Source organism: Kitasatospora sp. NPDC052868 (assembly GCF_044547105.1).
Taxonomy (GTDB): Bacteria; Actinomycetota; Actinomycetes; order Streptomycetales; family Streptomycetaceae; genus Kitasatospora.
The window spans coordinates 65159-73580 of the sequence record NZ_JBITZW010000031.1 but is presented as its reverse complement, the minus strand read 5'-3'; the positions used below and the strand labels follow the sequence as shown (position 1 = coordinate 73580).

Sequence of the window (8422 nt, the reverse complement as noted above, 5' to 3'; positions counted from 1 at the left end):
CCCCGCCCCGGCTTCGTGCGGGGCGGCCCCCCGGGCGGGGGGGGGGTGGGGCCCCGCCCCGCCCCCCGGCCCGGCCGGCCCCCCCCCCCGGGGGGGGGGCCGGGGCCCCCCCCGCCCCCCGGGCCCCCCCGACGCGGCATCAGCAGGCCGCGGCCAGCTGGGACTTGGCGCGCGCCGTGGTGCGCGGCACCACGGCCACCACCCGTCCGCCGCGGCCCGGGTGCAGGTCCACCCGCACCCGCAGGTCCGCACTGCGGGCCAGCACCAGGCCGACCACCCCGGCCGCCAGCGCCGACACCAGGCCGCAGGCCAGCAGCCCCAGCCGGGGCCCGTACGAGGCCGTCACCCAGCCGACGATCGGGGCGCCGATCGGCGTGCCGCCGGTGAACACCAGCACCAGCAGGCCCATCACCCGGCCCCGCATCTCGGGGTCGGTCGAGAGCTGCAGCATGGAGTTGACCGAGGTGTTGAAGCTGAGCCCGAACACCCCGATCAGGGTCAGCAGCACCGCGAAGGTCCAGTAGCCGGGCGCGAAGGCCGCCACCGCCTCCAGCGTGCCGAAGGCCAGCGCCGCACCGACCAGTCGGCGCAGCCGCGGCGCGCCCCGGCGGGCCGCCAGCAGCGCACCGGCCAGCGAACCGACCGCCATCGCGGTGTTCAGCAGACCGTACTGCCCGGCGCCGACCTTGAAGGTGTCGTACGCGAAACCCGACAGCAGCGTCGGGAAGTTGAACCCGAAGGTGCCGATGAAGCCGGCCAGCACCATCGGCCAGAGCAGCTCGGGCCGCTCCTTCACGTACCGCAGCCCCTCCCTCAACTGCCCCTTCTGGCGGGCGATCGGCGGGGTCGGGCGCAGCTCCGACGGCCGCATCGCGAGCAGTCCGCCGATCACGGCGACGAAGGACAGCGCGTTCACCGCGAAGGCCCAGCCGCTGCCGACCGCGGCGATCAGCAGGCCCGCGACGGCGGGGCCGATCAGCCGGGCGGTCTGGAAGTTGGCGGCGTTCAGGCTGACCGCGTTGGCGAGGTCCTTCGGGCCGACCATCTCGGAGACGAAGGCCTGCCGGGTCGGGTTGTCGACCACCGTGACGAGGCCGAGCAGCAGCGCGAAGGCGTACACGTAGTACGGGGTCACCGCACCGCCGATGGTCAGGACGGCGAGGCCCGCGGCGAGCAGGCCCATCGCGCCCTGGGTGTAGATCAGCAGCCGGCGCTTGGGCATCCGGTCGGCGAGCACGCCGCCGAAGAGGCCGAGCAGCAGCATCGGCAGGAACTGCATGGCGGTGGTGATACCGACGGCGAGCGGGCTGCCGGTGAGGCTGAGGACCAGCCAGTCCTGGGCGATCCGCTGCATCCAGGTCCCGGTGTTGGAGACCACCTGGCCGGCGAAGAAGTACCGGTAGTTGCGCACCCGCAGGGAGGAGAACATCCCCCCGGGCCTGGTGAACTCGGCTCCGGTCGGGGACGGGGCCGCCGGGGGGCGGCCGGGAGCGGCGGGATCTACCGCCGCGGTGCGTTCGTCGGGGTCGTCGTCGCCGCTGCCGGGCAGCCCCGTGGGGGCGGGAGCCTGGGCGTCGGCGGCCGCGGCGCCTGCCGCTGCGGGTTCGGTGGTCGGTTCGTCGGTACGGATGGCGGCGCTGGCTGCGGCCGGCGGTGTCACGGTGCTCTCCCCTCGAGGCACGACGACCCGCTGGGGGGTCGTCGCGCTCCTGATGTCGGTCATTGGTCCTGCGGTGATGCGGTACTCCTTCGTCCTCCGGCGGCTGACCGGAACGGGTGGCCCTCAGAGATGTGCGAGCTTGTACAGCACGGGGGCGGCCTCCCTGAGGACGGCCCACTCGTCCTCGTCGAGCCCCTCGGCGAGCTCGGCGAGCCAGGCGTTCCGGCGGCGGCGGCTGTCCGCGAGGATCGCCTCCGCCTGCTCGGTGCTGCTGACGACCACCTGGCGGCGGTCCTCCGGGTGCGGCTCGCGCCGCACCAGGCCCTTCTCCTCCAGCATCGCGACGATCCTGGTCATCGAGGGCGGCTGGACGTGTTCCTTCCGGGCGAGTTCGCCCGGCGTGGCCTTGCCACACCGGGCAAGGGTGCCCAGCACCCCCATCTCGGTGGGGCTGAGCGACTCCTCGTCCCTTTGGTGGCGCAGTCGTCGGGAGAGGCGCATGGTGGACGACCGCAGCTGACTGATCGCTGCGAGGTCCCGCTCGGACATCTCGGGCATGTCCTTAGTCTATGTCATTACTCTCGCTAAGGAAAATTCATTCCACCACCGGCGCCACCGGCCGCCGTGCGGCACGCCCCGCGCGCGCCGGCGCCCGCCTCCACACCCCCCGGCGCGCCTGGCCGTGCCGGGCGGGACCGCCGGTGCGATGCTGGAAAAGGGTCATGATCCGATGCGCGCCAGCGCGCCGCCGACTCCCCGCAGCAGAAGGGCCGACCAGACAATGTCCGACCTCGCCACCGAGCAGACCGAGCAGAACGACACCGGCTTCGCCCGGCTCGCCATGGTCACCATCGACTGCGCCGACCCGGTCGCGCTGGCCGCCTTCTACGGCGAGCTGCTCGGGTGGGAGAGCCGGCACGTGGACGAGCACTTCGCGATCCTGGACAACCCGGAGGGCGGCAGCCCGCTCGGGTTCGGGCGGGTCACGGGCTACCGGCCCGAGCCGTGGACCGAGCCGGACGGCGGCAAGCACTTCCACCTGGACTTCTACGTGGACGACCTGGAGGAGGCCACCGCCCGTGCGCTCGCCCTGGGCGCCACCGAGCCGCAGTACCAGCACGGGCGCACGCTCAAGGTCCTGATCGACCCGGCCGGCCACCCGTTCGGGCTAGCACCGCTGGAGTGACCCGCCGGCCCTGCCGGAGCACCCCGCCGGGCACCGCCGGAGCCCTGCCGGAGTACCTCCGCGGGCACCCGAAGCACGACTGCAAGGCCTTGCGCAGGCGCGGTCAGGACTTGGTGCCGAGATCTTGCCCGTCCCGTGAAGACCGTTCCTGACCTGCAGTTTCACCAAATAGTCGAACATTGTCCGACTGGCCGGTAATGGCTACTGTCCCAGGTTGTCAGGGGCACCACACGCCAGGCTCCCCTGGGCAGGACCACGGCCCCGGCGCGGGCTTCCGCGCCCCCCGAACACTCCTTTCCCGGCCCTCACCGGCCGCTTCCGCCGACGTCGTCCGCCCGAACCCTGGCGTCAGTCCTCCCCAACCCGTCCAGGGAGATCCTCGTGGGTGAGATCCACCATGCCGTCTACGGCTGGGTGACACCGGCAGTCTCGTACTTCATCGCCTGTCTGGGCGCCTTCGTCGCCCTGCGCAGCACCCGCTGGGCGCTGGTCTCCCGGGGCCGCACCCGGGCCGGCTGGCTGTTCTTCGCCTCGACCTCGCTCGGTGCGGGCATCTGGTCGATGCACTTCATCGCGATGCTCGGCTTCGCCGTCACCGGGGCCGAGATCTCCTACCGCCCGGGGCTGACCACGCTCAGCCTGCTCGTCGCCGTCGCGGTGGTGGGCCTCGGGATCTTCACCGTCGGCTACAGCCGCCACCGCGTCCCCGCGCTGCTGCTCAGCGGGCTGACCACCGGTCTCGGCGTGGCGACCATGCACTACCTGGGCATGGCCGCCATGGTGCTGCCCGGGCACATCGCCTACGACCGCACCACGGTGGCGCTCTCGGTCGGCATCGCGGTGTTCGCCGCGACGGCCGCGCTGTGGGCGGCGCTGAACATCAAGGGCACCGTCGCGGTGCTGGCCGCGGCCCCGGTGATGGGCGTCGCGGTGTGCGCGATGCACTACACCGGGATGGCGGCGGTCTCCGTCCACCTCGACGCCGACTCCCCGCACGGCACGCAGGGCGGGGTGATGGCGCTGCAGTTCATCTTCCCGCTGGTGGTCGGGCTGGGCTGCTACATCTTCTTCGGCTCACTCGCCTTCGCGGTGTCGCCGAGCCGCAGCAGCGCCGCGCAGCCCGTCCTGGTGGGCCCGGCGGCCCCGCTCGCCGCCCGCCGACGGGCGGCGGCGGGCGGGCACTGACGGTCGGGCGGCCCGCCTGTCGGGCAGTCAGGCAGTCAGGCAGTCAGGCGAGGACACCGCGGCGGGCTCGCGGTGTCCTCGCCGACTTCACGGCAGTGCGGCCCGGTTCACTCCGGTCGGCCGAGCAGCCCGGTCAGGTGCTCGGGGGTGGCCACCGGGCAGACCTTGTGCACGAAGGCGCGCCGCAGCTCGTGGTACGGCTCGCCGGCCCGGTAGAAGTTGCGGTGCATCCGCCGCAGCTCCTCCGCCCGGTAGTCGGCCAGCGGTCGCAGCTCCTCGTCCTCGGCCCGGCGGCGCTTCTTCTCCGCCAGCCGGCCGCTCAGTTCGGGGGAGCCGGCCAGCCGGGCCGCCTCCCGGGCCGTCCAGCGGCGGAACTCCGCCGCGCTGCCGCCCGAGGTCCGGTCCACCAGGCCCAGCCGCTCGGCCTGCGCCGCGCCGACCGGCAGCGCGTCACCGGTCAGCCGCTCGGCCTGCTCGGCGCCGACCCGGCGCGGCAGCGTGTAGGTCCAGTACTCGGAGCCGTACAGGCCCATCAGGCGGTAGTGCGGGTTGAGCACCGCGGACTCCCGGCACCAGACCTCGTCGGCGGCGATGGCGAGCATCAGCCCGCCGGCGGCGGCGTTCCCGGCGAGCGCCGAGACGGTCAGCTTGTCGGTGGTGGTCAGGACGGCCTCGACCAGGTCGTCCATCGCGTTGATGTTCTCCCAGGACTCCAGTGCGGGGAAGCTCGCGCCCTCGATCACGTTGAGGTGGATGCCGTTGGAGAAGAAGTCCCGGGCCGCGCCGAGCACCAGCACCGAGGTCGGCCGGTCCGCCGCCTCCTGGTACGCCGCCAGCAGCCGGCGGCACTGCCCGGTACTCATCGCCCCGCCGGCGAAGGAGAACTCCAGGAAGCCGACCTCGTCCTGCTCGCGGTAGCGGATCTCCGACCAGGTCTCCCGGTCGGCGGCCGCCGCCGGGCTGACCGGCACCTCCCGGACCCGGTACAGGAACTCGCCCAGCACCGTCGCGGCGGGCAGCTTGAAGGTGACCGGGCCACCGGGCGTGCGGCGCGGGCGCAGCTGCGGGATCCAGACCGCGCCGTCCACGGTGGCCCGGCAGATCGCGCCGTCCCGGGTGGCGATCACCGCGCCCGGTCGGCCGCCGCGCAGCTCGTCCTCGGGGTGGCCGCCGTGCAGGAAGTACTCGCGCCCGTACAGCTCGTCCAGCACGCCGGGCTGCGAGTCGCCGGCGCGCAGTTTGCGCAGCACGGTGGCGGTGTCGTCGGCCTCCCAGTCGATCCGGCGGACGTCCTGGCGCAGCAGGGGGCGCAGCCGGCCGTGGACGTCGGGCCGGGCGTAGTCCAGCGGTTCGGGGGTGAACAGCTCCCCCTCGAAGCGGCGGACGGCCAGCAGGACGGCCTCCACGGCCGCGTCGGCCAGCTCGCCCCGGTAGAGCTCGCTCTTGCCGCAGTCGGCGACCGGGAATTCGCCGGACGCCCAGATGTCCCCGGCGTCCATCTCCTCGACGGCCTGGAGGACGGTGACGCCCCACTGCTCCGCGCCCTCGGTGATCGCCCAGTCGAGCGAGGAGGGGCCTCGGTCGCCGGTGGGGCCGGGGTGCACGATCAGGACGGTCCGCTTGGACCAGATGTCCTCCGGGACGGCCTTGGTGAGCATCGGGCAGACGATCAGCTCGGGGTCGGTCCGCTCCACGGCCGCCCGCATCTGCTCGTCGCCGAGCGCGAGTTGGACGGCCACCTGGTGTCCGCGTTCGCGGAGTTCGGTGTGGACGCGCTGGGTCAGGCTGTTGAACGCGCTGGCGATCAGGAGAATGCGCAAGGGGGGCCTCCGGGCAGTGACTGACGTCGTGCGCGGAGGCGATGAAACCAGGGCATGGACACGTAATGATTACGGATCGGACTTCACCGGCCGACCCTCACGCACCTCGCACACCTGTGGTCCCGGCCACGCGTGAACCCCGCTCGATCTCCCCACGACCTCCCGATCCGCGTAGTGACACCGCCGTGCGCGCGGACGCTCGGCGGCGTCGGCGCACACGGCGGTGCGGGGTGGTGCGGGGTATCGCGGAGAGCTTCAGTGCGCTTCAGTGCACTTCAGTGCGCTCAGCGCGGGAAGGCCCGGCGGGCCCGCCAGGTGGTGTGCTCGCGCGAGACCGCGTCCTCGGCCTCGGCGGCCAGCCGCGCCCAGCGCGACTCCGCGTCCGGGGTCTTCAGGTCGAGGTCGGAGAGCTGGTTGCCGACGTTCTCCAGCTCGCGCGCGGCCAGCTGGTACGCGGCGGCCAGCGGGCGCAGCTGCTTGAGCTGGGTCCAGGCGATGACTGCGGCGGCCGCCGCCGAGCTGGCGCCGAAGATGTGCAGCGGCAGCGCGCCGACCGCCTGCGCGATCGCCGCCGCCGCACCGATGATGATCAGCGCGGCGATGCCCAGCCCCCAGGAGACGGCCTGCGACTCGCAGGACTCCGCCCGCGAGCGGTACCAGGTGCGCTGACCCTCCACCCGGGTGCGCAGATAGAGCGTCCGGCGCGCGACCAGGCTCTCGGCCCGCACCCGGCGCATCTCCGGGGTGATCTCCGGGACGGTGCCCGGCGGCACGATCTCCGGGTCCTCGAAGGCGTGCAGCACGTCCTCCAGCTGGAGCAGGTAGCCGCGGTCCACCTCCGCCGACTGGGCCGCACCGTCGAACGGCCGGGCCCGCATCGAGTACTTCCAGGCGAGCGTCTTGACCGACTCGGCCGCCGCCCGCGCCTCGTACCACCGCCCCTGCGGGTTGCTGCGGCGCAGCCGCGACCAGAAGTAGCCGGCCACCAGGAACGCCACCACCGAGAAGAGCGGTGTGATGTCGCTGTCCCCCCGGTGCTCCGGCCCCGGCAGCGAGCCGACCACCGCGGCGACCACCAGCATCGCGATCAGCCACCGGTACCAGCGCAGCGTCTCGCGCTGGCCGTCCAGCGAGGCCTTGTCGGCCGTCCAGAACAGCTCCGGCAGGAGCTTCGCCTCGTCTCCCCCGGGCGGATCCTGTTGCACCATCGGTAGAGCCCCCTCCCCGTCTCCCGTCCAGGCAGTATGCCCACCGCCAACTGGCCTACACGACCCCCTTTTTGGCCCATCACACCGGACGGTGATTGCCCGTCACCCAGGTAACCTATATAACGGGTTACATGACCACTCTGCACTGGAAGATCGTCATCGACTGCGCCGACCCGCACGCCCAGGCGGCCTTCTGGGGCGCCGCCCTCGGCTACACCGTCGAGGACCACAGCGTCCTCATCGGCAACCTGCTCACGGCCGGCGCGATCACCCCGGACCTCCTCACCGAGGTCGAGGGCCGGCGGGCCTGGCGCACCCTGGCCGCCGTCCGCCACCCCGACGAGCCGCACGACCCGGTCTCCGGCACCGGCCTCGGCCGCCGGATCCTCTTCCAGCAGGTCCCCGAGGCGAAGACGGTCAAGAACCGCCTCCACCTCGACCTCCACCCCGGCCCCGACGCCCGCGACGCCACCGTGGAACGCCTGAAGTCCCTCGGCGCCACCCCCCTGCGCCACGTCCGCGAACCCGGCGGCGAACACGTCATCATGGCCGACCCCGAGGGCAACGAATTCTGCGTCCAGTAACCGCCCCGGCAGGCTCCCGCCCGCACAGCCACCAACCGCTTAGGGCCTGTGAGGTAGGAACTCAGTCGGCCGTTCCCGCCGGCACGACCCAGCGAGTGGACTGTCCGGTGATGGCCGCGATCATGTCGTAGTCGCCGTCGTAGTGCAGGACCGTCACATCGTGCCGCTCAGCGGTGGCGGCGATCAGCATGTCCGCCATGGACAACGCGCGGTGATTGCCGCGAGACAAGGCGCGGCGCTGAACTTCCTTGGCCCGGTCCCACACCTCGTCCGTGCACGGCAGGTAGTCGAACCCCCTGAGCAGATGGCTCAGCCGGTCCGCTTCCGCCGCACTTCGGGCGCTGTGCAGCACCTCCATCTCGACCGCCGCACTCACGGCCAGGAGCGCACGCTGGGAGAGGTCGTCGAGAACGGGCCGCACTGCCGGCTTTCCCCAACGCGCCAGGGCCGACTTGTCGATCAGGAAACGCTCTCGGCTCACGCCGCCGCCGACTTGCCCGACTCGTCAAGGAGGTCGAACTCCCCGCCGGCGATGGCATCGGCAAGCTCTATCCTCCTGGCCAGCTTCACCGCTTCCAGCAGCGCCGCATTGACCGTGGCGACCTTGGTGGTCGTGCCGAACAGCTGCTGGGCCTCGGCCAGAAGGTCATCATCGAGGTCGATCACGGTTCGCGCCATGGCTGTTCCTCCCTTGGGCACCAACAAGAAAACGATATCAGCCTAGGCCAATTCTCGATATCGAAAGCGGCCCCGCGCTCCGGGGAGCGCGGGGCCGCAGG

The 8422-nt window shown here is 72.5% G+C and carries 9 protein-coding genes; 3 read left to right on the top strand and 6 right to left on the bottom strand.

What is annotated here, in order from left to right:
• Window positions 1-139 precede the first annotated feature (139 nt).
• On the bottom strand, window positions 140-1660 hold the full coding sequence (locus ACIGZJ_RS33230) for an MFS transporter (protein ID WP_396460764.1): 1521 nt from the start codon (window positions 1658-1660) through the stop codon (window positions 140-142).
• 123 nt (window positions 1661-1783) lie between these two features.
• On the bottom strand, window positions 1784-2218 hold the full coding sequence (locus ACIGZJ_RS33225; RefSeq protein ID WP_396460763.1) for a MarR family winged helix-turn-helix transcriptional regulator: 435 nt from the start codon (window positions 2216-2218) through the stop codon (window positions 1784-1786).
• A 223-nt stretch (window positions 2219-2441) separates the two neighbouring features.
• Here ACIGZJ_RS33225 and ACIGZJ_RS33220 point away from each other — a divergent pair, with 223 nt between their 5' ends.
• A complete protein-coding gene (locus ACIGZJ_RS33220) occupies window positions 2442-2846 on the top strand; it encodes a VOC family protein (protein WP_392940765.1) in 405 nt (134 codons plus the stop codon).
• Window positions 2847-3227: 381 nt separating this feature from the next.
• Window positions 3228-4031 (top strand): MHYT domain-containing protein, encoded by an 804-nt coding sequence (locus ACIGZJ_RS33215; RefSeq protein ID WP_396460762.1) that lies wholly within the window; start codon window positions 3228-3230, stop codon window positions 4029-4031.
• A gap of 107 nt (window positions 4032-4138) precedes the next feature.
• On the opposite strand, the gene ACIGZJ_RS33210 is transcribed toward ACIGZJ_RS33215, so the two are convergent.
• Window positions 4139-5851 carry a hydrogenase maturation protein gene (locus ACIGZJ_RS33210; RefSeq protein ID WP_396460761.1) on the bottom strand — a complete coding sequence of 571 codons (1713 nt, stop codon included), beginning with the start codon at window positions 5849-5851 and terminating at the stop codon, window positions 4139-4141.
• A 284-nt stretch (window positions 5852-6135) separates the two neighbouring features.
• Window positions 6136-7059 carry a DUF4231 domain-containing protein gene (locus tag ACIGZJ_RS33205; RefSeq protein ID WP_396460760.1) on the bottom strand — a complete coding sequence of 308 codons (924 nt, stop codon included), beginning with the start codon at window positions 7057-7059 and terminating at the stop codon, window positions 6136-6138.
• Between the two features lie 131 nt (window positions 7060-7190).
• On the opposite strand from ACIGZJ_RS33205, the gene ACIGZJ_RS33200 reads away from it, so the two are divergent.
• Window positions 7191-7643, top strand: coding sequence for a VOC family protein (locus tag ACIGZJ_RS33200; protein ID WP_396460759.1), 453 nt, complete (start codon window positions 7191-7193; stop codon window positions 7641-7643).
• Between the two features lie 61 nt (window positions 7644-7704).
• On the opposite strand, the gene ACIGZJ_RS33195 is transcribed toward ACIGZJ_RS33200, so the two are convergent.
• Window positions 7705-8124 carry a PIN domain nuclease gene (locus tag ACIGZJ_RS33195; protein WP_396460758.1) on the bottom strand — a complete coding sequence of 140 codons (420 nt, stop codon included), beginning with the start codon at window positions 8122-8124 and terminating at the stop codon, window positions 7705-7707.
• Window positions 8121-8321 (bottom strand): type II toxin-antitoxin system VapB family antitoxin, encoded by a 201-nt coding sequence (locus ACIGZJ_RS33190; protein ID WP_396460757.1) that lies wholly within the window; start codon window positions 8319-8321, stop codon window positions 8121-8123. Before ACIGZJ_RS33190 ends, ACIGZJ_RS33195 begins: the two co-directional genes overlap by 4 nt.
• Window positions 8322-8422 lie beyond the last annotated feature (101 nt).